At 40.0% G+C, this 24,425-nt stretch carries 19 protein-coding genes; 5 read left to right on the top strand and 14 right to left on the bottom strand.

Features of this window, described 5'->3' with window-relative positions:
- Positions 1–9 precede the first annotated feature (9 nt).
- Positions 10–1,947 (bottom strand): TonB-dependent receptor plug domain-containing protein, encoded by a 1,938-nt coding sequence (locus DDU33_RS06335; protein ID WP_108923830.1) that lies wholly within the window; start codon positions 1,945–1,947, stop codon positions 10–12.
- A gap of 231 nt (positions 1,948–2,178) precedes the next feature.
- Here DDU33_RS06335 and purT point away from each other — a divergent pair, with 231 nt between their 5' ends.
- From purT to DDU33_RS06320, 3 genes are read left to right on the top strand one after another with little or no spacing between them, the layout of a single operon-like run.
- The gene (gene purT / locus DDU33_RS06330) at positions 2,179–3,360 is read left to right on the top strand and encodes a formate-dependent phosphoribosylglycinamide formyltransferase (RefSeq protein WP_108923828.1); all 1,182 of its coding nucleotides are present in this window, start codon (positions 2,179–2,181) and stop codon (positions 3,358–3,360) included.
- Positions 3,361–3,407: 47 nt separating this feature from the next.
- A complete protein-coding gene (locus DDU33_RS06325; protein WP_108923826.1) occupies positions 3,408–4,586 on the top strand; it encodes an ATP-grasp domain-containing protein in 1,179 nt (392 codons plus the stop codon).
- Positions 4,587–4,595: 9 nt separating this feature from the next.
- On the top strand, positions 4,596–5,348 hold the full coding sequence (locus tag DDU33_RS06320; protein WP_005820114.1) for an esterase family protein: 753 nt from the start codon (positions 4,596–4,598) through the stop codon (positions 5,346–5,348).
- A 50-nt stretch (positions 5,349–5,398) separates the two neighbouring features.
- Here DDU33_RS06320 and DDU33_RS06315 read toward each other — a convergent pair whose 3' ends face one another.
- The 13 genes from DDU33_RS06315 to thrS form a co-directional block, all read right to left on the bottom strand.
- Entirely contained in the window at positions 5,399–6,223 is an 825-nt protein-coding gene (locus DDU33_RS06315) for an alpha/beta hydrolase (protein ID WP_005820116.1), read from the bottom strand.
- Positions 6,224–6,261: 38 nt separating this feature from the next.
- Positions 6,262–9,735: a DNA polymerase III subunit alpha gene (gene dnaE, locus DDU33_RS06310; protein WP_108923824.1), complete on the bottom strand. Its 3,474-nt coding sequence runs from the start codon at positions 9,733–9,735 to the stop codon at positions 6,262–6,264.
- A 20-nt stretch (positions 9,736–9,755) separates the two neighbouring features.
- Positions 9,756–10,733, bottom strand: coding sequence for an AEC family transporter (locus tag DDU33_RS06305; protein WP_108923822.1), 978 nt, complete (start codon positions 10,731–10,733; stop codon positions 9,756–9,758).
- An 88-nt stretch (positions 10,734–10,821) separates the two neighbouring features.
- Positions 10,822–11,920, bottom strand: a protein-coding gene (gene prfB, locus DDU33_RS06300) for a peptide chain release factor 2 (RefSeq protein WP_108923820.1) whose coding sequence is annotated in 2 segments (ribosomal slippage) — positions 10,822–11,844 and positions 11,846–11,920 — 1,098 coding nt in all. Because the reading frame shifts where the segments join, the coding sequence is not laid out codon by codon here.
- A gap of 153 nt (positions 11,921–12,073) precedes the next feature.
- On the bottom strand, positions 12,074–12,868 hold the full coding sequence (gene lpxA, locus DDU33_RS06295) for an acyl-ACP--UDP-N-acetylglucosamine O-acyltransferase (RefSeq protein ID WP_005820120.1): 795 nt from the start codon (positions 12,866–12,868) through the stop codon (positions 12,074–12,076).
- 31 nt (positions 12,869–12,899) lie between these two features.
- Positions 12,900–13,364, bottom strand: coding sequence for a 3-hydroxyacyl-ACP dehydratase FabZ (gene fabZ / locus DDU33_RS06290; protein ID WP_005820121.1), 465 nt, complete (start codon positions 13,362–13,364; stop codon positions 12,900–12,902).
- A 36-nt stretch (positions 13,365–13,400) separates the two neighbouring features.
- Positions 13,401–14,423 carry a UDP-3-O-(3-hydroxymyristoyl)glucosamine N-acyltransferase gene (lpxD, locus tag DDU33_RS06285; RefSeq protein WP_005820122.1) on the bottom strand — a complete coding sequence of 341 codons (1,023 nt, stop codon included), beginning with the start codon at positions 14,421–14,423 and terminating at the stop codon, positions 13,401–13,403.
- Positions 14,423–15,277: an OmpH/Skp family outer membrane protein gene (locus tag DDU33_RS06280; protein ID WP_005820123.1), complete on the bottom strand. Its 855-nt coding sequence runs from the start codon at positions 15,275–15,277 to the stop codon at positions 14,423–14,425. The genes lpxD and DDU33_RS06280 overlap by 1 nt, the downstream gene beginning before the upstream one ends.
- Before the next feature lie 74 nt (positions 15,278–15,351).
- Positions 15,352–17,739 carry an outer membrane protein assembly factor BamA gene (gene bamA, locus DDU33_RS06275; protein ID WP_108923818.1) on the bottom strand — a complete coding sequence of 796 codons (2,388 nt, stop codon included), beginning with the start codon at positions 17,737–17,739 and terminating at the stop codon, positions 15,352–15,354.
- Between the two features lie 58 nt (positions 17,740–17,797).
- Entirely contained in the window at positions 17,798–19,114 is a 1,317-nt protein-coding gene (gene rseP, locus DDU33_RS06270) for an RIP metalloprotease RseP (RefSeq protein WP_005820125.1), read from the bottom strand.
- Between the two features lie 11 nt (positions 19,115–19,125).
- Positions 19,126–20,001: a phosphatidate cytidylyltransferase gene (locus tag DDU33_RS06265; RefSeq protein ID WP_108923816.1), complete on the bottom strand. Its 876-nt coding sequence runs from the start codon at positions 19,999–20,001 to the stop codon at positions 19,126–19,128.
- 12 nt (positions 20,002–20,013) lie between these two features.
- Complete coding sequence (uppS, locus tag DDU33_RS06260) at positions 20,014–20,727, bottom strand: polyprenyl diphosphate synthase (RefSeq protein ID WP_275936203.1); 714 nt, start codon at positions 20,725–20,727, stop codon at positions 20,014–20,016.
- Between the two features lie 176 nt (positions 20,728–20,903).
- Positions 20,904–22,835 (bottom strand): threonine--tRNA ligase, encoded by a 1,932-nt coding sequence (gene thrS, locus DDU33_RS06255; RefSeq protein WP_005820128.1) that lies wholly within the window; start codon positions 22,833–22,835, stop codon positions 20,904–20,906.
- A 311-nt stretch (positions 22,836–23,146) separates the two neighbouring features.
- Here thrS and DDU33_RS06250 point away from each other — a divergent pair, with 311 nt between their 5' ends.
- Positions 23,147–24,184, top strand: coding sequence for a YeeE/YedE family protein (locus tag DDU33_RS06250; RefSeq protein ID WP_108923814.1), 1,038 nt, complete (start codon positions 23,147–23,149; stop codon positions 24,182–24,184).
- 10 nt (positions 24,185–24,194) lie between these two features.
- Positions 24,195–24,419, top strand: a complete 225-nt coding sequence (locus DDU33_RS06245) for a sulfurtransferase TusA family protein (protein WP_005820131.1) — start codon at positions 24,195–24,197, stop codon at positions 24,417–24,419.
- The last annotated feature ends 6 nt before the right edge of the window (positions 24,420–24,425 follow it).

Below are 24,425 nucleotides of genomic sequence, written 5' to 3'. Positions count from 1 at the left end.
TATTAATGATTAGAAACTACCTTTTAAGCCAACGTAAACGTTACGACCGTCTTGTCCGTAGCCTATAATATTTTCATATTTTTTATCAAATAAGTTGTTTAAATTCGCATAAACATTTAAGTTTTTGCTTAATTGATAATTTACACCCAAATTAACTAATGTATAAGATGGCATTTTAACCCGAGAAGAAGCATAGGTTAATTCATCAAAATAGGTATCAACCCGTTTGCCAACATATGAAACATTAACATTTGAACCCAATTTCTCCGTAATTTGATACGCTAAGCCTACGTTCGCAAGATGTTTCGGACGACGAACTAATTCCGCTTTTTTACTATCTTTGGCTTGAGTGTAAGTGTAGTTAGCATAAGCCGTTAAACGATCAGCTAATTTACCATTGTAGGCAATTTCTAAGCCTCGAATTTGGCTCGTACCCTCTATATTAATAGCTCGAGAGCGATAAGTTGTAAAATCAAGTACTTCACTACTAATTAAATTACTCACGTTACGGGCAAAGTACGTTAAGTCAAGAGAGTGATGTTTATCATTACTTTCCACAAGTAAACCAACATCTCCACCACGGCTTTTTTCCGGTTTTAAGTTCGGATTTCCTACATAGCTGCCTAAATAACCATAATATTCCGTCATTGTTGGGTTTTGAATTGCTGTACCAAAACTTGCGTGAGCACGGAAGTTTGGAGATAAGCGATAAGCCCCTGAAATACGCCCTGTAAACGCATCTTTATATTCAGAGTTCCCTGTATAGCGTCCGCTAATTGAAAGGCTGTGATCATCTTCTGTAAATAAACGATATTCGGTAGCAATACTCTTCTCTACTAAGCTTTTTTCATCATTGTAAGAGGTTGAATCATATTTTGACTGTTGATATTCGCCTAAAATACTGACCGCTTGATTTACCGGACCTTCACGATCAAAGTTAATATCTAATTGATAATTAGCATTCAGTTTTTTAGCATCATAAGCACTTGCCCAAGAACTGATCGTATCACTATCGGTTTTAATGTGACTTACACTCACTTTCTGTTTAAATAATTCCTGTTCATTCCCTAAATAACCGCTTAATTTGAATAAGGTTTCACGGGTGCGAGTATAATCATCAAAAGAGGTTTCTCCCGCTAAACTGCCATCATAATGTGCTGTTTGCGAGAAATGAGAAGCCAAAACTTCTACACCTTTTTGATTATCGTCATATCCTAAACGTAAAGAGGCATTATCACGATAAAATTTATCACGCTCTTTCGCGCCACCAGTAGTTACTTCTGTTCCATTTTGGGCTGTATAGCGGAATGTATTTGAACTTAACGCTGAAATACCACGGGTACGATGGCTATTTCCATTCAACGCATAATAGAAGCCATTGTTATAACCTGAAATCGCCGCTGAACCGTCATAAGTTCCATTTGAACCTGTGCCTAAATCAAAGTCTACATTAAACGGTTTATCCTTATATAATCCGCTCTTCGTTGTGATATAGATCACGCCCCCCATCGCATCACTGCCCCAAAGTGCAGATTGTTCGCCACGCAATACTTCTATACGATCAATATTGCTTAAACTTAATCCGCCGAAATCAAATCCATAGCCTGTCACAGGATTGACTTTCACACCGTCAATAATGACCGCCGTATGGTTTGCATCCGCCCCACGAAGATAAAAATTGGTTAAAGTGCCTCGTCCACCAGATGCACTCATTGCCACGCTCGGTACGGTCTTCAACACATCACTTACATAAGTCGCATTACGCTCTGTAAAATCCTTTTCGGTTAAAACAGTTACTGAAGAAGCGGTTTTGTCTTGGTTTACGGGGGTAGCATAAGCTGAATAAACAGTGACTGTATCTAACTCTGCTTTCGTTGTTTCACTTTGAGCAAAAGCCAAGGTTGGCAATGCGAGTAAAAGAGATGTTGTGATAAGATTTTTTTTCATAATGTAGTTCCAAAATTAAAAGACCTTAATGCCTCGAATTATATTCTAAAATCTAACTAATTTGGCGATTTTAATGACATAAAGTAGCTGAAGATTTTTCTTACTCATTATGAAAGATATTCATATTTGATATTTCTTCCTCCTTTTTCAAGTGAATGTTATGCAGAAACTTAAATTTTCAGTATAATGGAACGCAATCGTTTGCTTAACTTTGTAAAAAGGAACAAAAAAATGACCGCTATCGGTACCCCATTAAGACCCAAAGCAACTAAAGTGATGATGCTAGGTTCTGGCGAACTTGGCAAAGAGGTGGTAATTGAGCTACAACGTTTAGGCGTTGAAGTTATCGCTGTTGATCGCTATGAAAATGCGCCGGCACAACAAGTTGCCCATCGAGCCTATACCATTTCAATGTTAGACGGAGCAGCTTTGCGTACGTTAGTTGAGCAAGAAAAACCTGATTTTATTGTGCCTGAAGTAGAAGCTATTGCAACAGCAACATTAGTTGAGCTAGAGCAAGAGGGCTATTGTGTTATTCCTACCGCTAAAGCGACCCAATTAACGATGAACCGTGAGGGTATCCGCCGTTTAGCCGCTGAAGAACTAGGCTTAAAAACCTCGCCTTATCGCTTTGTCGATAATTTTGAAGATTTCCAATCCGCCATTAAAGAGATTGGTATTCCGTGTGTTGTCAAACCGATTATGTCCTCATCCGGTCACGGGCAGTCGATTATTAAATCTGCCGAACAAATCCAAAAAGCGTGGAATTATTCTCAAGAGGGCGGTCGTGCCGGCGGTGGCAGAGTGATTGTCGAAGGGTTTATTCAATTCGATTATGAAATTACCCAACTTACCGTTCGTCATATTCACGGCACCTCTTTCCTTGCACCTATCGGGCATATTCAAATTGATGGCGATTACCGAGAGTCTTGGCAACCGCAGATGATGTCGGAAAAAGCACAGCAAAAAGCACAAGAAGTAGCAGAAAAAATTACCTCAGCACTGGGCGGTAGAGGGATTTTCGGCGTAGAACTTTTTGTTTGTGGCGATGAGATTATTTTCAATGAAGTGTCGCCTCGTCCGCACGATACCGGTATGGTTACGATGATCTCTCAAGAATTATCGCAATTTGCACTACACGCAAGGGCGATTTTAGGCTTACCCATTCCTGAAATTTATCAAATCTCGCCGGCAGCTTCTAAAGCAATCGTGGTTGAAGGGAAATCCGATAATGTTGTTTTTGGCAATTTAGATAAAGTGCTTGAAGAGGCTGGAACTAATATTCGCTTATTTGGTAAAGGCGAAGTCAATGGACATCGCCGATTAGGGGTGATTTTAGCCAGAGATCAAGATAGCGATAAAGCAAGAAATAAAGCACAACGAGCTTACGAAAAGTTAAAAATTGTGCTTTAATTATCATAATTTAAACAAATTATAAATCATTCAATATAGGAAGTATTATGCAAAGACCAATGAACTTTGTAATGATTTCCCCACATTTTCCTGCCAATTTCGAGACTTTTGCAGTGAGATTGCGTGAAAGTGGTTTTAATACCTTGGGGATTGCAGACACACCTTACGAGCAACTAAGCGAAGGCTTACGCAACTCGCTAACTGAGTATTATCGTGTGGATAATATGGAAGACTATGAGCAAGTTTACCGTGCAGTCGGTTATTTTGCTCACAAATATGGTCGCATTGATCGTGTGGAATCGCACAACGAATACTGGCTTGAGTTAGACGCAAAATTGCGTACGGATTTCAATGTATCGGGCTATAAAAACGAAGATATGTTGGCAATCAAAACCAAAGCACAAATGAAAGAAGTGTTCCACAAAGCGGGCTTAAAAGTGGCGAAAGGCCGTGTGTTTAAAGATGATGAAGATGCACGTAAACTAGCCAAAGAGCTTAAATTCCCTGTGATCATCAAACCAAACTCCGGCGTTGGGGCGAGCGATACTTACAAAATCAAAAGTGCGGACGAATTAGAAGCCTTTTTTGGTTACAAAAATGCGCACGTTGAATATATTATGGAAGAGTTCATTGAAGGCGATATCGTGACCTTTGACGGCTTAACCGATAAAGACGGCAATATCGTGTTCTACTCAAGCCTTGAGTATTCTGAAGTAGTATTAGATACCGTTGAAAAAGACAACGATATGTTCTATTACGTACCACGTGAAATCAAACAAGATTTAGTCAAATTAGGTGAAAAATGTGTAGAAGCCTTTAAAGTGCGTGAACGTTTCTTCCACTTTGAATATTTCCGTGTGAAAAAAACCGGTGAATTAATGCCGCTTGAAATCAACTGCCGTCCACCGGGTGGTTTAACCATCGATATGTGGAACTATGCGAACGATTTTGATGTGTTCAAAGAATATGCCAATATTGTGAAAGAAAATAAATTCTACTCAAACATCACGCACCCTTGGAATGTGGTTTATATTTCTCGTAAGGCAAACAAAAACTACAAACACAGCATTGATGAAGTATGTCAAAAATACGCAGGCAACATCATCAGCGTGCAAACAGTTCCGGGTGTGTTTGCTAAAATTATGGGCGAACACGGTATTTTGGCTCGTACAGAAACCATGGAGCAAATGCACGAGATTGTTCGTTTTGCGCAAGAGAAGAACTAAGGGGGATTTATGCACTTTGAAAGACGTAGCCATTGGAGTGGCGAATTAGGACGTGAAATGCATTTCAACGTCTATGGACATGCAGGTAAACCTGTTATTGTGTTCCCTTCATCAGGCGGAAACCAAAACGAATACGGCAATTTTGGTATGATTGATGCTTGCCGTTCTTTTATTGAACGTGGCTTAATTAAATTCTATACCCCCGACTCTTTTGATAGCGAATCTTGGCTTGCAGAATGGAAATCTGGACACGATATGGCACAAGCGCATAACGCTTACGACCGCTATATTGTGAATGAATTAGTACCATTAATTCGCCACGAATCTCATTGGGGCGGCGCAATGATCGCAACAGGTTGCAGCATGGGAGCTTACCATACGATTAACTTTGCGCTCCGCCACCCAGATCTATTTGATACGGCAATTGCGCTAAGCGGCGTCTATGATGCACGTTTCTTTACCGATGAATACTACGGCGATGAAGCAGTTTATTTTAACTCGCCAATTGATTATCTTTGGAATCAACACGATAGCTGGTTCTTAGATCACTATTACCGTAATCACTATATTGTTGCCGTTGGTCAAGGTGCTTGGGAAGAGCAACACGTTGTGAGTACCAAACGTTTAGAAGAGGCGTTTAGAGAAAAAGGCATTCCGGCTTGGTTTGATTATTGGGGACACGATGTCGATCACGACTGGCCTTGGTGGCGAGTTCAAATGCCTTATTTCTTAGGTAAATTAGAAGAACAAGGGATTATTTAAGCAAAAAACACACCGCAAGGTGTGTTTTTTATTCAGAAATATCGTGTCAATTATTGATTCATCAGTGAAAACTGCAAAAATTCAACAAAATGATCTGCCCAATGCATTTCATGATGAATTTCATTTGCCATCAATCGTAAACGAATATTATCTAATGGATGCCCTGTCCGGAGCAAAGCCTGATAATAGTTGAGAGTGCAATCAATATAAGCCTGATTCATATTTGAGATAAATAATGAATCAACATCATCGCCCTCTTTCGTCCCCACTTGGATAAAAACTTTACTCGCTTGGTTTAACGGATGCGAGTGAATAAACGCCATAAAAGCGGATTCGCTAAACCATGAAGCTAAAGAGAAGACGCCTAAATGACCAAAGACCTCGGGATATTCTGCGCCCATATAAGCAGTAATAATCCCTCCCATCGAGCTCCCTGCAAGTAAAGTATGTTCACGATCACGTTTTGTACGATAATGTTGGTCGATAAAAGGCTTCACGGTTTCAACAACCCAACGACCATAGTCCATACCATAACCACCGGCATTTTGTGTTTCAGGTGTTGAGCCTGTATCTGTTCGCCAAGGTCCGTATTCATCTAAACGATGTTTACCGGCATTATCAATCCCAACAATAATGATTTTTGGGAATTCTTTATGATGTTTAATCGTTGGAATAACCTTCCAAGAATAGCCAGAATAAGATTCTTTGCTGTAAAAAACATTCTGCCCATCGTGCATATATAACACAGGATAATGCCCAGCCTCCTCTCTATACCCTTTAGGTAACAGCACACGAACTCGGCGAGCTTGGTTAAGGTAAGGAACATCTAAATAATGTTCTCGCATTTCAAGAAAATAATACTGTAATGGATCCATTTTCACTTCTCAATATCAATTCAATGTTGTTATTTACATTATTCAAACTCAAGTTCCACAGAACTTTCGCCTAGTAAATTTTTAAGCCCTGTAAGCATTTCTTCTTTCGGGGTAACACGCCACTCTACACCACTTTTCAGTAGTACACGCCCCTGTTCGCTTTGATAATAAAAATGCAATGGTAGAACACCGGCTTTATAAGGCTCAATACAAGCGGTTAATTCTTTAACAAATTTTGCATTTAATTGCTCTTGATGAATCGCTAATGCTAGGCTCTTAGCATTTCTTACACGAGCTTCATCAAGGGTTGCGATTTCACGAGCAGACATTTTCAAGCCGCCGCTGAAATCGTCAAATTGAACGGAGCCTGTCGCAATAATAATACTATCTTTGATGAATAAATCGCCGTAGGTCTCAAGTGCTTCTGAAAACAGAGTAATATCCAACTTGCCCGAGCGATCTTCAATGGTTGCAATACCAATCCGACTTCCTCGTTTGGTTACTGCGACACGATAGCTCATTACAATGCCGGCAACCGTAACCATTTGTCCTCGATATGTCGGTTGCAACTCATTTAAGCGTACCGGCGCATAATGAGCCAACTCTTTTAGAAAACGTCCGATGGGGTGTCCGCTTAAATATAAACCTAAAGTTGCCCGTTCGCCATCTAAAACCACTTGCTCAGACCACTTGGGCGTATTGGCATAGGCATTTTGCACCTCTTCCGGTGTTTCCGTTAAAACACCAAACATATCGCTCTGCCCCAAAGCTTCCATTTTGGTATGTTGATCCGAGGCTTTTAAAGCGTCTTCTAAATTTTTCATCAAAGCTGCACGATGCGGCCCTAATTTGTCTAAACTGCCGGACATAATAAGTGCATCAAAGGTTCTGCGGTTAATCTTTTTCAGATCAACACGGGCGGTTAAATCGAACAAATCTTTGAAAATGCCATCTTTTTGACGGGCTTCTAAAATCGCATCAATCGGGCCTTCACCAACCCCTTTAATTGCGCCTAACCCATAAACAATTTCGCCTTTTTCATTTACTGAAAAATGGTGTTTACCGCTGTTAATATCAGGCGGAACAACGGTAAGTCCCATATTGATGCATTCATCATACAAGCCAACGATCTTATCCGTGTTATCCATCTCCGAAGACATTACCGCCGCCATAAATTCTGCCGGATAATGCGCTTTCAGCCATAAGGTCTGATAAGAAACGAGTGCGTAAGCAGCTGAATGCGATTTATTAAATCCATACCCGGCAAATTTCTCTACCAAGTCAAAAATTTTCATCGCCAGCTCGCCATCAATATTTTTCTCGATCGCACCTTTTTCAAAGATTTCTCGCTGTGCCGCCATTTCTTCCGGCTTTTTCTTACCCATCGCACGGCGAAGTAAATCTGCACCACCTAAGGTATAGCCCGCCAACTCCTGAGCGATCTGCATAACCTGTTCTTGATAAACAATTACGCCATAGGTTGGTTCTAAAATCGGTTTTAAGCACTCATGTTGATATTGTGCATCCGGATAAGAGACTTCTTCCTTGCCGTGTTTGCGGTCAATAAAGTTCTGCACCATACCGGACTCTAACGGGCCGGGGCGGAATAGTGCCACCAATGCAATAATATCTTCAAAGCAGTCCGGTTTAAGGCGAGAAATCAGATCTTTCATACCCCGAGACTCTAGCTGGAATACCGCTGTCGTTTTGGCTGCTAATAATAAATCAAAGGATTTTTTATCATTTAATGGAATACTCTCAATGCGAACAGGCTCTTTCCCTTCCGCCGTTAAACGAGCATTGATCATTTCCAACGCCCATTTAATGATGGTTAAAGTCCGCAAGCCTAGGAAGTCAAACTTCACTAATCCGGCATATTCCACATCATTTTTGTCAAAATGAGTAACCGGATGTAACCCCTCTGAGTCGCAATATAGTGGCGAGAAGTCGGTAATTTTAGTCGGCGCAATCACCACGCCCCCCGCATGTTTACCGGCATTTCGAGTAACGCCTTCTAACTTGCGCGCCATATCAATGAGTGCTTTAACTTCCTCATCACTATCATAAAGCTCAGGCAATTTGGGCTCGGCAGCAAAGGCTTTTTCTAACGTCATGCCCGGATCTGGCGGAATTAATTTAGAGATACGATCCACAAAGCTGTAAGGGTGTCCTAATACACGCCCTACATCTCGAATAACCGCTTTTGCCGCCATCGTACCGAATGTAATAATTTGCGATACTGCATCACGCCCATAGGTTTCAGCCACGTGATCAATAACTCGATCTCGACCATCCATACAGAAATCGACATCAAAGTCCGGCATTGAAACACGTTCCGGATTAAGGAAGCGTTCGAAAAGTAAATCAAATTCAAGCGGGTCTAAATCGGTAATTTTTAACGCATAAGCCACCAATGAGCCAGCCCCCGATCCTCGTCCCGGTCCAACAGGAATACCGTTATCTTTTGACCATTGAATAAACTCCATCACGATCAAGAAATAACCCGGGAAGCCCATTTGGTTAATCACATCGAGCTCAACTTGCAATCGTTTATCGTAAACCTCACGCTTGCTTGCTCTCTCTTCAGGATCAGGAAAGAGGAAGGCCAAACGCTCTTCCAGCCCTTCTTCCGATTTTTTAATCAAAAATTCTTCTGTCGTTAAATTACCCGTTGGGAAATTCGGTAAGAAATATTCGCCTAAACGCACGGTTACCGAACAACGTTTTGCAATTTCTATAGTGTTTTCTAGTGCACTTGGTAAATCTGCGAATAAACGACACATTTCCTCTTCTGAGCGGAAATATTGCTGTGGTGAATATTTTTTAGGACGTTTAGGATCGTCCAGTGTATAGCTATCGTGAATAGCAACACGGATTTCGTGGGCATCAAAGTCATCTTCTTTTAAGAACACCACATCATTAACCGCCACGATAGGAATGCCTTTTTGATTAGCAAAAGGCACGACAGCAGAAATATAGCGTTCCTCATCGGTTCGCCCTGTTCGACAAACCGAAAAATAGAAATGATTAGGAAAGTATTGTTGATAGAAAGCGGTCAGATTTTCGGCTTCTTTTACATTTTCTTTTAACAAGGCTTTGCCCACATCGCCAGAACGTCCGCCGGAAAGGACAATAATGCCTTCGTTATATTCTGCCAACCACGCTTTTTCAACAAGCGGTAAATCAGCATAGCCTTGTTGGTAAGCCATTGAAAGTAATAGCGTAATATTATGATAGCCTTGATTATTCTTCGCCAATAACGTGAGTTCGTAAACCTCTTCACTTTCCGGCTCCGAACGCACGAGAATATCCGCCCCGATAATAGGCTTAATGCCGGAAGCAAGCGACTCGCCATAAAATTTCACCAATCCACAAAAGTTAGTAAAATCCGTTAAAGCCATTGCTACCATATTATCGGCTGCAGCAGCTTTAACTAACGATTTAACCTTCGCTAAACCGTTAATCATAGAGAAATCACTGTGAACTTTAAGATGAACAAAACGAGGAGACATAAAAACCTTAAAAAAAATAATTAAATCCAGCCAAGCTGTCTAAGTAATAATAAACCAATCGTTGAGCTAAACATTGAACCAACGGTCGTAATGCCGATCAAATTCGCCGTTGATGTTGCATCGCCACCATAATGGCGCACCATTGCATAAGTTGCAGCAGCCACCGGTGATGAAGCGGTTAAAAAGATAATCCCTAATTCCATTGCGTTAAGTTGGAATACCCATTTTCCTAGCGAAAAAAGAATAATCGGTGCAATAATCAACCGCACCATAGCAGAAAGCAACACTAAATAGTTACGATTATCTTCATTTTGCTGGCGTTTAAATTGTTTCAATGCTTTAAAATCAATACTTGCGCCCGTACAAATCAGCGCTAAAGGCAAAGTCATAGACGCAATTGCTTGCCCTGTTTTCAACAAAGGCGTTGGTAATGAAATTTGATAATAATTGACCACCAGACCTGCGATAACGGCCAAAATCAGCTGATTTTTCAGAATACTAAACAGTAAAGCACGAATGGACATTTTACCTTTCGCAAAAGATTTCGTTAAAGTAATAACGGCTAAGATGTTAAATAAAATAATCAGGCATGCCACATATACTGATGTTCCTGCCACCGCTTCATTACCATACGCATTGACCACCAATGCAAGCCCTAAAATCCCTACGTTACTGCGAAACGTTCCCTGTACAAAAACGGCTCGAAAGGTACGTTCTTTAATGTGTTTGCTCGCCCAATATTCTGCTAGAAAATAGGTAATGAGTGTCCCTACAATGCCTGTTAATACTAAGGAAAGATGCGCCTGATAATCCAACTCACCCTTTTGCATATTAAGAAATAGCATAATTGGGAGCGTAAAATTAAATACTAGCTTAGAAGCCGTTTGGCAAAAGGCTTCATCAATAAATTTCTTACGGCGTAAAAAAACACCGGCAACCATTAACAGAATAATGGGTAATGTTGTGCTGATACTAAATTGTAGGGAAGCAAAAAACATAGCAACCTCACAGAATGAAAAAAGTGGGATTCCCCCACTTTTTACTACACCAAATACAAGCGGTCAAATTTACCTGAAAGTTTACCAATTATAGACCTGCTTTTAAACTCGCTTCAATAAACTTATCTAAATCGCCGTCTAAAACCGCTTGCGTATTACGATTTTCAACACCGGTACGCAAATCTTTAATGCGCGAATCGTCAAGCACATAAGAACGGATTTGGCTCCCCCAACCAATATCAGATTTACTTTCTTCCATCGCTTGTTTTTCCGCATTTTGCTTCATCATTTCCATCTCATAAAGTTTTGCTTTAAGCTGTTTCATCGCTTGATCTTTATTTTGATGTTGTGAGCGACCATTTTGACATTGCACCACAATACCCGATGGAATATGTGTGATACGCACCGCAGATTCTGTTTTATTCACGTGCTGACCACCTGCGCCTGATGCTCGATATACATCAATACGTAAATCTGCCGGATTGACTTCGATATTGATATCTTCATCCACTTCCGGATAAACAAAGGCAGCTGCAAATGAGGTATGACGGCGGTTATTTGAGTCAAACGGACTTTTACGCACCAAACGATGAATACCTGTTTCGGTACGAAGCCAGCCAAAAGCATACTCGCCGGACACTCGGATAGTTGCTGATTTTAGCCCAGCAACATCGCCGTCTGAAACCTCAATTAACTCAGTTTTAAATCCTTTGCTCTCTGCCCAACGTAAATACATACGCAAAAGCATTTCTGTCCAATCTTGCGCTTCAGTACCGCCCGAACCGGCTTGTAAATCCACATAACAATCCGCCGCATCGTGCTGACCACTAAACATTCTCTGAAACTCAAGTTTGGCAAGTTTTTCTTCTAATTGATCCGCTTCCGCCTGTGCTTCATTAAAAGTATCAATATCTTCTGCTTCAACAGCAAGTTCAATCAACCCTTCAACATCTTCAATCCCCTGATCTAACGCTTTGATTGTATTAACCACCATCTCAAGTGAGGCTCTCTCTTTACCTAAAGCCTGTGCTTTTTCCGGCGTATTCCAAATTTCCGGTTGCTCTAACTCTGCATTAACTTCTTCTAAGCGTTCTACCTTAAGATCAAAGTCAAAGATACCCCCTAAGGGTATTTGTGCGTTCAGCGAGATCTGATAATTGGGTTTTGATTGGATTCAATTCAAACATAATAGTCCCTATTGAAATTTAAACATGATTATTTAATTCATCATAATAAGCATTTTGTAACATTTTATATAAAAACAACCGCTTAATCATAAAAAATATAGCAGTAATAAAGCCTTACCTCATTACTGCCATACCGTAGATATTCATTCAAGCTTAACGAATGATGCCGCGCGTTGAACGTTTAAAGAAATCTAAAAAGACCGCAACAGCAGGTTCTTTATGAGCCATTTCTTCTAACTCAGGCTGAATTTCTTCTACTGTTTTACCACTTGAGTAAATTAGCTTATATGCCGCACGAATCGCATGCATCGCAGGTTTATCAAAACCACGGCGTTTTAAGCCCTCAAAGTTAATACCAAATGGACGGGCATGGTTGCCTTGTGCCATGACGTAAGGTGGAACATCCTGGCTAACCATTGAACCGCCACCAAGCATAACATGCGAACCAATAACGGCGAATTGATGAATGGCTGACATACCGCCCACAATCACAAAATCATCTAATGTAACGTGACCGGCTAATGTGCCGTTATTGGCAATAATACAACGATTACCAATACAACAGTCATGAGCAATATGTGAATTGATCATAAACAGGTTGTCATTGCCAATCTTCGTTACACCACCACCTTGGACTGTACCACGATGAATGGTCACACTTTCACGAATTCGGTTACGATGCCCGATAATCGTTTTTGTTGGCTCGCCCTGATATTTTAAATCCTGATTGATTTCACCAATACTCGCAAATTGGAAAATTTGGTTATCTTCCCCAATTTCCGTCACACCGTTAATTACAACGTGTGAATGAATTTTGGTTCTTGCTCCGATTTTGACATCTTTGCCAATAACAGAAAATGGTCCGACTTCAACATGAGCACCTATTTGAGCACCATCTTCAATAACAGCTAACGGACTGATTTTTGCGGTTGAATCAATTAAACGCATAATAAAATCCCCTCTTTATTTGGGTATAAAGTTATTTTCTTGCACACATTAAATCGGCTTCACAAGCAAGCTTACCATCAACATAAGCTTTACCGGTAAATTTTGTAATGCCACGCATCTCTTTAATAAATTCAACTTCTAAAACAAGCTGATCGCCTGGTACAACCGGACGTTTAAAACGAGCATTATCAATTGCCGCAAAATAATAAAGCTCGCCTTCTTTCATTTTACCATAAGTTGCAACGGCTAATACGCCTGTTGCTTGCGCCATGGCTTCTAAAATTAATACGCCCGGGAAAATCGGTTTTTCAGGGAAATGACCGGTAAAGCAAGGTTCATTGACCGTAATATTTTTGACCGCTCTTAACCATTTGCCTTCTTCATAGTCCGTTACGCGATCCACTAATAAAAAAGGATAACGATGTGGGAGCATTCCCATGATTTCAGTTACTTCAATTACTTTAGGTTCTCTATTTTCTTGAATTTCAATTGCCATTATTGTTCAGACCTCAATAAAAACATGCTTAATAAATTATGCTAATTTCTTTTCAACTGCTTTTAAACGTTCATTGATTTTATCAATGTTCATTGTAAGAGCTGCTGTTTTACGCCACTCTTTATTGGTTTGAGCAGGAATTCCTGATGAGTAAATGCCTTTTTCTGTAATTGGCTTCATCACCATACTCATACCGGTAATAATCGCACCATCACAGATTTCCATATGGCCATTAAGTACGCTCGCTCCACCAATTTGACAAAAACGTCCCACTTTTAAGCTACCAGCCATAATCACCCCACCAGCAACCGCTGTACCATAACCAATATGAACGTTATGCGCAATTTGGCAAAGGTTATCAATAATGACGTTATCTTCAATCACGGTTGGATCTAATGCGCCACGATCAATACAAGTACAAGCACCAATTTCAACTCGATTACCAATAATGACGCCACCGGTTTGAGGAATTTTAATCCACTGCCCTTTATCGTTAGCGTAACCAAAACCGTCCGAGCCAATCACTGCGGAAGCTTGAATTAAGCAATCTGCGCCGATTTTAACATTATGGTAAACAGAAACATTTGCCCATAATTGAGTGCGAGCACCAATTTCACTGTTTTGTCCGATAAAACAACCTGCGCCAACCGTTACGCCTTCTGCTAATTTTACGCCAGCTTCAATTACCGCATTTGCGCCTACTGACACATTATCCGCTAAAATCGCATCAGGAGAAATCACTGCCGAAGGATGAATTTGAGAAGCAGCTTTAGGCGTGCTATCCATATATTGAGCCAGTAAAGCATAAGCAACATACGGATTTGCTACAATCACCAAATTTTGGTCTTCACGGCAAAAAGCCACATCATCTTGGCTGACAATAATTGCACCAGCTTGACAAGCGGTTAAATTTTCACGGTATTTTGCATTTGAAATAAATGTAATTTGCGAAGCATTTGCTTTATCTAATGCGGCAATGCTTTGAATAGCCAAATCGGTGTCACCCCGTAAAGTGCCACCGATATGCTCCGCTAAATCACCTAAACGGAAAGTTGCCATTATTTTTTCGCTTCTTCTGGTTTAGCTTCTGATGCTGCTTCAGATTTCACATCTTCTACTTTTGGTTGCTCAGCTTTTACATCTTCCACTTTAGATTCTTCAGCCTTAGATTCTGTTTCTTTTGATTGCTCTACTGCTTTAGGCTCTGGTAATTTAATTTCTGGATGTTTTGCTTTAATTGCATTTAACACAGCTTCAGTAATATCTTTACCTTCATCTTCCGCATAAAGTGCAACTTGTGGTTGAAGAATCAAAGTATAACCTTTTGATTTAGCAACTTCTTTAATTGTAGCATTGACTTCTTCCACCGCTTGTTTTTGCACATCCTGTGGATTTAATCCTCCTACACTTTTATTTGCCGCATCAATTCTTTTTTGGAAAGCATCAGCTCGCTTCTGAAAGTCCTGGGCCTTTTTCATAAAATCCGCTTCACGTTTTTGAATTGCTGCAACTTTTGTTTCAAAGGCTTTTGCTTCATTTGAAATTTTTGCTTGACGAGCTTGAATTTCTTTTGAACGTAAACGAGGAGCATCTTTTTCTAATTGAGCCACTTTTTTCTTAATAGAAGACTCAACGGCTTCTTGTTCCTTCTGTAATTTTTGAGCATCTGCATTAATTTTGCTACGTTCTTCTGTTAAACGTTTATTTTCTGCTGCTAACTTTCTATCTTCATCCCCAAATTGGTTTTGGCTATCTTTCATAAATTTTTCAAATTTAGCCGTTGCATCTAGTAATACGGGATGATTTTGCATGACATAATTTGGGTCTACAAAACCAATGGTATCAGCTGCGTTTGCCGCTAATGATGTTGCTAATGCTGTTGTTAATAACGTTGTTTTAAATAAGTTTTTCATGTTTTAATCCTTAAAATAATTACAAACGGTCAACTTTACAAAAAGTACAAAATCAACCGCTTAATTTACAACTTTTAGAATGAACTACCAATATTAAATTGGAACTGCTCAATAGAGTCACCCGCATATTTTTTAATTGGTTTTGCATACGAGAATGCTAGTGGACCTATTGGCGACATCCATTGGAATGCTATACCAGCTGAAGCCCGTACTCGCTTGTAGTCACTGTAATCAGGTAAGGTCGGATAACTTGCTCGTTTCCATTTTGTATTCCACACACTCGCTGCATCAACAAATAGCGATGTTCTTACATTATGCTGATATTTGTCGTTCACAAATGGGGTTGGCGTAATCAATTCTAGACTTGCGTAAGCCATTGCATTACCACCAACGACATCTTCACTTGCACTTGTGAAGCCTCTGTTTTCTGCGGAATAATAAATAGCTTTAGGGCCAACTGCTCCATATTCAAACCCACGTAGGGTACCAATACCACCCGCGCTATACAACTGATAGAAAGGCACTTCTTTGCCACCAAAACCGTTAGCATAAGCGACACCTGCACGACTTGAAATAACCCATTTGTGCTCTCTATTCAATGGTTGATAATTTCTAAAATCTGCATTCAAACGATAGTACTTATTATCTGAGCCAGGTATTGTGACTTTACCACCAATATTTGCTGTAGCACCTTCTGTTGGGAAGTAACCACGATTCAAACTATTATAATTCCATCCAAATGAAAAATCGAAATCATCCGCTTTCATTTTTGAATAGTAAGCTGGATCTTTCTCATTAATTTTAAAATTCATTGAATTTACATATTTCTCACGCGTAAATTCACGTTGAACACCTTTTAAAGTATCATGAGTATAACCAAGCCCTAAATAGTATGAATTATTTTCATCCACAGGAAAACCTAAAGTACCATTTACCCCATAACTACGGCGCTTATAAGATGAAGCTGTATCACTTTTTGAGTTATCGTAATCATCATAGAAAACATTCCCCCCCAAGCTCACGCCATCTTTAGTAAAATATGGTTCGGTATATCCTAAATTTACACTAGTTCCATAGTCATTACGAGTCCCATTTAAGCTAACTGTTGAGCCCATTCCCAAGAAGTTATCTTGTTTAATACCGGCTTGGTAGCTAATACCACTCTCTGTACCATAACCAATACCGAAGTTAATACTACCGGTATTACGTTCCTTAATTTTATACACAACATCAACTTGGTCATTCGTATTCGGCACATCGACCATGTTCATATCAACACTTTCATAAAAACCCGTACGCTCTAAACGAGATTTACCCAATGCCGTAGCTGTTGTAGATAACCATGCACCTTCTTGTTGGCGCATTTCTCGGCGCAATGTAGAATCCGCTGTAACATCATTACCCTCAAAACGAATTTTACGAACATAAATACGTTGACCTGCATCTACGACGAAATTAATTTGAACTGTTTTTTCTGCTTCATTAAATTTTGGATATAAATCTACTTTTGCAGAACCAAATCCATTCTCACCTAATTTTTGCTTAATACTTTCTTCAATTTTCAAAAGCTCATCTTTACGGAAAAGATCACCAACTGGATAATCTTTTAGAACCGCATTTAGCTCTTTATCCATATTTGCGGTATTACCTAAAATACGGATTTCACTTACTTTATACTCTTCCCCTTCAGAAATTTGGTAAACTAAATCGACATTTTTCTTATCTTCCGAAAATTTTACATCCGTGCCAGTAAGTGCAAATTTAGCATAGCCACGATTCATGTAATAATCACGTAATATCTCTAAATCTTTAGAATAAGGCTGAGCCTCAAACTTACTACTTGCAAAAATATTCCACCAAGAAACATTTGGTTGAATTTCTAATTGTTTTGTTAATTCTTTTGAACTAAATACATGATTTCCCTCAAAAGTAATACTTTTTACATAAGCAACATCACCTTCTGTAATATTGAATTTTACATTCATTCCTCCATTTTCTGAGGGATTAACTACAGTATTAATGACAGCATTATAACGACCAATTGCATGATAATGTTCTAATAATGCTTGTCTAAATGATTCAATTTTTTGAGCATCATAGACTTCACCCTTATTAATTAAATTTGTTTTTAAATTTTGCTCTAACGCATCCTTAGGAATCGCGCTATTACCCTCAATATCAACAACATTAATTAAAGGATGCTCAGCAACTTTAATGACAAGCGTATTACCTTCACGTGTTGCACGCACATCTTGGAAACGATTTTGAACAAAAAGGCTACGAACAACATTAGCAACATCAGAATCTGTTGCAGTTTGCCCAACTTTAACCGGTAGCGCAGAAATAATCGCAGCACCTGTTTCCGGTTGAACACCATCAACACGAATATCTTTTACGACAAATGGCGCAGCAACTGCAACACCATTTGCAAGTAAAAGCGAAGAAAGTAATAATTTTTTCATGAAATTATCCTATGAATGTTTTGCAAAATAATTTGCGGAATATACCGCTTGTAAAAATTTAGAAATGGATGATATCGTTAATAAACGCAAACACCATTAAGCCCAATACAAAAGCCATACCTATTTGTTGAAAACGTAGTTGCAACGATTCTGAAAGAGGCTTCCGTCTTACTGCTTCTGCAGATAAAAGTACAAGTTGCCCACCGTCTAACGGTAAAATCGGAAATAAATTCATAACACCCAGATTTACACTGATCAATGCCATAAATCCTAAATAATATATCCAACCAATTTCAGCCGTTGCCCCAGCGCCTTTTGCCATTGAAATAGGACCGCCCATATTTTTTAGAGACAACTCTCCCGTCATTAAATTTCCAATAAATTGTAAAATTGTTTTAACGAGTGAGCCTACTTTATGCACACTTTGGCTAAACGCCTCTAGCATACCATACTTTAATACCGTCCGATACTTCTCTGGAATAGGCTCATATTTCGGCACAATACCAATGACATAACGATTATCTTTCTTTTCCGGTATCAAAGAAATTTGTTCTGTTTGAGCATTTTCATGTTTAATCAATAACTCAACGGCTTTTCCTGTTTTTACAGTTTCAATCAAATACTGCCAGTCAAAAGGCTTTTGATTTATTGATAAAACCACATCGCCAGCCTTAATGCCAGCTTTTTCTGCTGCTGACTGTTGAAGTACTTGCAAAATCTCTGGCTGTACAATTCGATTTATTGGACGAATTCCCAAGCTCGTTAAAGGACTTTCCTGGGTACCATCAATATTCCATTGGCTTAAATCGAGAACAAATCGTTGAGGACTATGTCCATCAACATTTTCTCCTTCCACCTCAACTTGTTGACTCCCCACTTTCCCCATTAATGCAAGTGTGGTACTTTCCCAATCTTGAACATGTTGCCCATCAACGCGTTTAAACTCAAAATCTAAAGGAAGTTGAGCTTGAGCAGCTATACTATTTGGGAGCACTTCACCAATCACAGGTTTTAATGTCGGCACGCCATTGATAAAAACCACCCAATAAGCCAAAAGTGCAAAAATAAAATTCGCCGCTGGTCCCGCAATAATAATAAAAGCACGTTGAAGTATCGATTTCTGCCCTAATGCTTGTTCTTTAGGCGCATCAATCTCTTCCTCTCCATTCCACATTTGAACATAGCCGCCGAGTGGAATTAAAGAAAATGCAAATTCTGTGCCATGTTTATCTTTCTTACGGAATAAAACCTTACCGAATCCGATAGAAAATCGAATAACCTTTACCCCACATTGGCGCGCAGCCCAAAAGTGCCCGTATTCATGCACAAAGACTAAAACGCAAATCAGTATAAAAAAGGCAATAATCGACACCATAAATAATAAAATTACTTCAATAAAACAAAAAAGAAAAACGTTGCAAAGAATGGAATCGCCGCCGTTAAACTATCAATGCGGTCTAAAACACCACCATGCCCAGGAATTAAATTACTACTATCTTTAATCCCAGCTTGACGTTTAAACATACTTTCTGCTAAATCACCGAGCACAGAAATCGCTACTGTCGCCACCGATAATAGAATAAAAGGAACTGTTGCCAATTCTTGACCAAACACATTTTGAGGGGCAAGTTTTAAGAAAACAAACGCAATAATACCCGATGTTAATAAACCACCTAACGCCCCTTCCCATGATTTACCTGGAGAAACTTTAGATGCAAGTTTTCGTTTACCGAATGCTCGTCCAAAGAAGTAAGCCCCAGAATCGGCACCCCAAACTAATAAACAAACATAAAGTAATAAGTAAGTACCTTGAAAATGATCCACGCTATAATTGTGGAAACGAAGCGCTAGCATTCCCACAAAAAAAGGAACTAAAGTGCATAGACCAAATAAGCATTTGGCAACAACTGATTTTTCCCAAATCGCAGCCGATTTAGGATAAGTCACAACCAAACCCAAGGCTAACAGCCACCATGCACAAGAGACAAACAGGATAATCGCACTCGTATCTGTTAAAAAACGAGCCGCCATAATGTAGTCTGTATTTGCCACAATCAACAACAAAAAGAGGCTTGCCGTAACCGAAGCCACCACAGCTCTCGCCATTGGTGTTTTAAAACCAATAAACTGTGCCCACTCCCACATTCCAATCACAACTAATGCGGCTAGAAAAATGGTAAAAGGTAAAGGGGAAAGCCCAAATATAGCGCCTAAGACAGCTAAAACCATCACAATGGCAGATAATACACGTTCTTTTAACATTGATTTTTCCTCTTAACAGCCACCAAAACGTCGCTCGCGTTGTTGATAAGCCATAATTGCTTCACTAAAAACTTGCTCATTAAAATCCGGCCAAAGTACAGGGGTAAAAAAGAGTTCCGCATAAGCAATCTGCCATAATAAAAAGTTACTGATTCTTTGCTCACCGCTTGTTCGAATAAGTAAATCAACTTGAGGCTGATGTTCTGTGACTAGCTCATTTTGAAAAAGTGTAGGGGTAATGTCTGATACCGATATTTCACCCAGTTTCACTTTCACTGCCATTTTTTGAGCAGCTTGAGTAATATCCCAATAGCTCCCGTAATTTGCGGCTATATTTAAAATCAGCCCTGTATTGGTTGCGGTTAATTGTTCAGATTCAGTAATACGTTTTTGTAGCGTCTCACTAAAACCCGATTTATCGCCAATAATTTTCAAACGAATATTATTTTTGTGTAATTTCTTAACTTCAGAGTCCAAAGCCTTCATGAATAACGCCATCAAAGCAGAAACTTCAGCTTCGGGGCGACTCCAATTTTCGCTACTAAAAGCATAGAGTGTTAAAACTTTAATACCATGTTTTGCTGCAAAACTTACCGCAGAACGCACCGCTTTTACGCCATTTTGATGGCCAAAAACGCGTAATTTCCCTTGCTGCTTTGCCCAGCGACCGTTACCGTCCATAATAATTGCAACGTGTTTAGGCATATTTTGAGGATCAAAGTTCACAAAAATCTCGCTTTAAATTAAATCATATACAAATGGCTTTAACTATAGCATAGGATCGCCTTCTCGCCTAGTTAAACCAGCAGCTAACTAAACATATTAAAGAAAATTCCCTATTTTACAGACAAAAAAACACCGCCCTTGCAAGCGGTGTTTTTTCAATGATAGTTTGCAAAAAACTATTCTTCGCCAAGTAACTTCAACTCACGTCCACGTACTTGTGATTTTAAGATTTCGACAAACTCTTCTACTTTGTAAGTGCCTAAGTCTGCACCTTTACGGGTACGCACAGAGACTTTGCCTTCAGCGATTTCTTTATCACCGCAAACAAGCATATAAGGCACACGGCGTAAGGTGTGTTCACGTACTTTAAAGCCAACTTTTTCGTTACGTAGATCCGCTTTCACACGCAAGCCCGCGTCAGAAAGTTGTTTCACTACTTTTTGCACGTATTCCGCTTGGCTGTCGGTAATGTTCATTACCACTGCTTGAACCGGTGCCAACCACGCTGGGAAGAAGCCTGCGTATTCTTCGGTGATAATACCGATAAAACGCTCGATTGAGCCTAAAATCGCACGGTGGATCATCACAGGAGTACGGCGACCATTGTCTTCTGCCACATAAGAGGCATCTAAACGACCAGGTAAAGCAAAGTCTAATTGCACCGTACCACATTGCCATTCACGATCTAAACAGTCACGTAAGGCGAACTCAATTTTTGGGCCATAAAATGCACCTTCGCCTTCTTGAATTTCATATTCCAAGCCGTTATTGCGTAATGCGTTTGCAAGACCTTCTTCGGCACGATCCCACATTGCATCGTCACCGATACGGTTTTCCGGACGTGTTGAAAGTTTTACGGCAATGTTTTCAAAACCAAAGGTGCTGTAAATGTCGTAAACCATTTTGATACAGCTGGTTACTTCACTCTCAATTTGCTCTTCTGTACAGAAAATATGGGCATCGTCTTGAGTAAAGCCACGTACACGCATTAAACCGTGCAGTGAACCCGATGGCTCGTTACGGTGACAAGAACCAAACTCCGCCATACGAATTGGTAAATCACGGTAAGATTTTAAGCCTTGATTGAAAATCTGAACGTGCCCCGGGCAGTTCATTGGTTTAATCGCATACTCACGGTTTTCTGATTGGGTAGTAAACATTAAATCCGCATAGTTTTGCCAGTGACCTGTACGCTCCCAAAGTACTCTGTCCATCATAAACGGACCTTTTACTTCTTGGTAATCGTATTCTTTTAATTTAGTACGCACGAAGGTTTCAAGCTCACGGAAAATCGTCCAACCGTCATTGTGCCAGAACACCATACCTGGTGCTTCTTCTTGCATATGGTATAAATCTAACGCTTTACCGATTTTACGGTGGTCACGTTTTGCCGCTTCTTCTAAGCGTTGTAAATAGTCGGCAAGTTGTTTCTTATCTGCCCATGCTGTACCGTAAATACGTTGCAACATTTTATTTTTGCTGTCGCCACGCCAGTATGCCCCTGCCACTTTTTGTAATTTGAAGTGATGGCAGAAACGCATATTCGGCACATGCGGACCACGGCACATATCGATATATTCTTCGTGATGATAAAGCGCCGGATGATCATCTTTACTGATATTCTCGTCCAAAATCGCCATTTTGTACGGCTCGCCACGGCTTTCAAACGTATCTCTTGCTTCCTGCCAGCTCACTCGTTTTTTTACCACATCGTAATTGGTCTTCGCCAGCTCTAACATACGTTTTTCTAACGCATCAATATCTTCTTGGGTTAAAGAGCGGTCTAAATCAATGTCATAGTAGAAACCGTTGTCGATTGTCGGACCAATCGCCATTTTCACGTTCGGGAAAAGTTGTTTGATTGCGTGCCCCAGTAAGTGTGCCGTAGAGTGACGGATGATCTCTAAACCGTCTTCATCTTTTGCGGTAATAATTTCAAGGGTAGCATCTTCGCTGATAATGTCAGAAGCATCGCGGCGTTCACCGTTTACACGCCCTGCGATTGTTGCTTTCGCAAGACCTGCACCGATACTTTGAGCCACTTCCATCACAGAAACTGGGTTGTCGAATTGGCGTTGTGAGCCATCAGGTAAAGTAATAATTGGCATTGTTAATCCTTATACAGTGGTAACCCATACGAAAGGTTACTTGTTGATTTAAATAAAATTTGTAAATTTTTCAAAACAAAAGACCGCTTGCAAGCGGTCAGTTTTTCAAATTTTTTTGCAAGTTGCTTTACTCGCCCTCACAAACGGGCGGACGAAAAAGCAAGTGTATTTTATCACAAAAAAACGTCATTTTCAGTATCTCAAATTATTTTGTGAACAACATCACAAAATAACATTTTGCATTTTGACAGAAGAAAACGTTTGCTTAAAATATAATCTCCTTTCACATTACATTATACTAAGGTTTAGTTATGTTTTGGTCATTTCTCTCAGCCTTGCTAATCGGCGGATTACTTGGCTTTGTCTTTCAACGCTCTCGTTTCTGCTTAACCGGTGGTTTTCGAGATATGTATCTTGCAAAAAATCATCGAATGTTTTATGCCTTGTTAATCGCCATTTCGGTGCAAAGTATTGGTGTTTTAACCTTGATGGAACTTGGTTACATCGGTTCGCCTTATAAAGATTTCTCGCTGTTTTCCATTGTGATTGGATCGATTCTGTTTGGTATTAGTATTATCCTTGCCAGCGGTTGTGCGACAGGAACGTGGTATCACGCAGGGGAAGGCTTAATCAGCAGTTGGGTGGCATTGATTATGTATATGATTAGTGCAGCAGCTATGCGATTTGGAGCATTAAGCGATTTCACGAAGGCAATGGGACAATACGGCAAGATGAATGAAAATCTTGCTGCGACATTAGGGATTTCGGTTTGGTGGCTTGTGGCGTTATTAATTGTAGTAACGGTTTTTGGCGTATATAAAATCCTGAGCAAACCGACGCTTAAAATGGCAACATTGCCTGCTCGTTATACAGGGCTTCGTCATTATCTTTTTGAGAAAAAATTACATCCATTTGTTGCAGGTATTTTGGTTGGTTTGCTCGCTTTTGCCGCTTGGGCTGTCAATGGCTTAGATGGCAAAACGGCTGGTTTAGGTATTACAGGTCCTTCCGCAAATATTGTGATGTTTTTAACCACTGGCGAAATGAAACGGATTAACTGGGGCGTTTTTCTTGTATTAGGAATTATGCTCGGTTCTTATATTGCCGCAAAAGGTAGCCGTGAATTTAAATGGCGAATGCCTGATCTAAAAACCTTCCGCAATAGCGTCGTCGGTGGATTATTGATGGGAGTCGGTGCTTCCTTGGCTGGTGGCTGTACCATTGGCAATGGCTTAACGGCAACCGCCGTGATGAGTGCTAAAGGTTGGATATCGCTCTTCTTCATTATGGTTGGCGTATGGATTATGTGTTATTTCATTTACGTCCGCCCAACAAAACAAGTTAATTAAGGAGAACATTATGCGTTATGTACTTGATACGAATGGACATTTATGCCCTTTTCCATTAATGGAAGCCAAAAAGAAAATCATCGAATTGGAGACTGGCGATGAATTGCTAATTCAATTTACCTGTGCTGAAGCCACCGAAAACTTACCCCGTTGGGCAGCTGAAAATGGCTATCCAGTAACTCATTTTGCTCAGGTAGATGATGCAGCTTGGGAAATTGTGATTCAAAAAGCCTAAAAAATG

The organism is Actinobacillus porcitonsillarum (genome assembly GCF_003101015.1).
In the GTDB taxonomy this organism is placed as follows: domain Bacteria; phylum Pseudomonadota; class Gammaproteobacteria; order Enterobacterales; family Pasteurellaceae; genus Haemophilus_A; species Haemophilus_A porcitonsillarum.
Note: the sequence above shows the minus strand (reverse complement) of the source record. Positions and strands in the feature narration are given on the sequence as shown.

Coding starts and splice junctions, on each gene's coding strand:
- DDU33_RS06335 (WP_108923830.1), bottom strand. CDS start 1,947: ATGAAAAAAAATCTTATCACAACATCTCTTTTACTCGCATTGCCAACC.
- purT (WP_108923828.1), top strand. CDS start 2,179: ATGACCGCTATCGGTACCCCATTAAGACCCAAAGCAACTAAAGTGATG.
- DDU33_RS06325 (WP_108923826.1), top strand. CDS start 3,408: ATGCAAAGACCAATGAACTTTGTAATGATTTCCCCACATTTTCCTGCC.
- DDU33_RS06320 (WP_005820114.1), top strand. CDS start 4,596: ATGCACTTTGAAAGACGTAGCCATTGGAGTGGCGAATTAGGACGTGAA.
- DDU33_RS06315 (WP_005820116.1), bottom strand. CDS start 6,223: ATGGATCCATTACAGTATTATTTTCTTGAAATGCGAGAACATTATTTA.
- dnaE (WP_108923824.1), bottom strand. CDS start 9,735: ATGTCTCCTCGTTTTGTTCATCTTAAAGTTCACAGTGATTTCTCTATG.
- DDU33_RS06305 (WP_108923822.1), bottom strand. CDS start 10,733: ATGTTTTTTGCTTCCCTACAATTTAGTATCAGCACAACATTACCCATT.
- lpxA (WP_005820120.1), bottom strand. CDS start 12,868: ATGCGTTTAATTGATTCAACCGCAAAAATCAGTCCGTTAGCTGTTATT.
- fabZ (WP_005820121.1), bottom strand. CDS start 13,364: ATGGCAATTGAAATTCAAGAAAATAGAGAACCTAAAGTAATTGAAGTA.
- lpxD (WP_005820122.1), bottom strand. CDS start 14,423: ATGGCAACTTTCCGTTTAGGTGATTTAGCGGAGCATATCGGTGGCACT.
- DDU33_RS06280 (WP_005820123.1), bottom strand. CDS start 15,277: ATGAAAAACTTATTTAAAACAACGTTATTAACAACAGCATTAGCAACA.
- bamA (WP_108923818.1), bottom strand. CDS start 17,739: ATGAAAAAATTATTACTTTCTTCGCTTTTACTTGCAAATGGTGTTGCA.
- rseP (WP_005820125.1), bottom strand. CDS start 19,114: ATGGTGTCGATTATTGCCTTTTTTATACTGATTTGCGTTTTAGTCTTT.
- DDU33_RS06265 (WP_108923816.1), bottom strand. CDS start 20,001: ATGTTAAAAGAACGTGTATTATCTGCCATTGTGATGGTTTTAGCTGTC.
- thrS (WP_005820128.1), bottom strand. CDS start 22,835: ATGCCAATTATTACTTTACCTGATGGCTCACAACGCCAATTCGACAAC.
- DDU33_RS06250 (WP_108923814.1), top strand. CDS start 23,147: ATGTTTTGGTCATTTCTCTCAGCCTTGCTAATCGGCGGATTACTTGGC.
- DDU33_RS06245 (WP_005820131.1), top strand. CDS start 24,195: ATGCGTTATGTACTTGATACGAATGGACATTTATGCCCTTTTCCATTA.